We start from the raw sequence: 617 nt of genomic DNA on the forward strand, positions 1-617 counted from the left end.
CGCTGCCGGGCAGCACGGTGGTGGGGTGCGCGACGCCGGCGCCGTCGCCGACGGCACCCAGCTCCGCCTTGTCCGCCAGCCGTGCGGGCAGTCCGGCGTCCACGGCGGGCAGCAGGTAGCGTCCGGCGAGCCGGGGCGCGAGGCGGGCCGTGGCGATCGCGCCGTGGTCGTCCAGCGGAACGAGCACGGCCGGTCTGCCGATCCTGGCCGAGACGTCGAGGAGCAGGCGCTCCAGCGCCGCGTCGGACAGCGCGCCGTGCGCCGTCGAGCGGTCCGGGCCGCCGGGGCGGCCGGTCGCGGTACGCGGCGGGGTGTGTACCCGGTGCAGGAAGCGGGATCTGCCCACCGGGCCGCGCGAGCCGAGCAGGGCGTGCACCTCGATCCCCGCACGCCCCAGCGACCGGGCGGCGCCCAGGGTGCCGTGGTGGTACGGGTTCGGATCGAGACGCAGCAGCAGCGCGGGAACGTCCGTGGCGAACGACAGCATGGGGGCATGTCCTTCAGGCGTGGGGCAGGTGGGTGGGGCGACAATTCCACTGACGGATCATCAGCTGTCCGGACCGGCAGCCGACCGGACCAGGGCCCGGACGTGGACGACGGCCCGGGGGCGACCAGGA

The 617-nt window shown here is 76.2% G+C and carries 1 pseudogene; it reads right to left on the reverse strand.

The features are described 5' to 3' along the window. Positions 1 to 487: pseudogene (locus KBY19_RS35880) on the reverse strand (ATP-grasp domain-containing protein); the annotation flags it as partial. Positions 488 to 617 lie beyond the last annotated feature (130 nt).

The organism is Streptomyces sp. B15 (genome assembly GCF_018070605.1).
GTDB classification, from domain to species: Bacteria; Actinomycetota; Actinomycetes; order Streptomycetales; family Streptomycetaceae; genus Streptomyces; species Streptomyces smyrnaeus.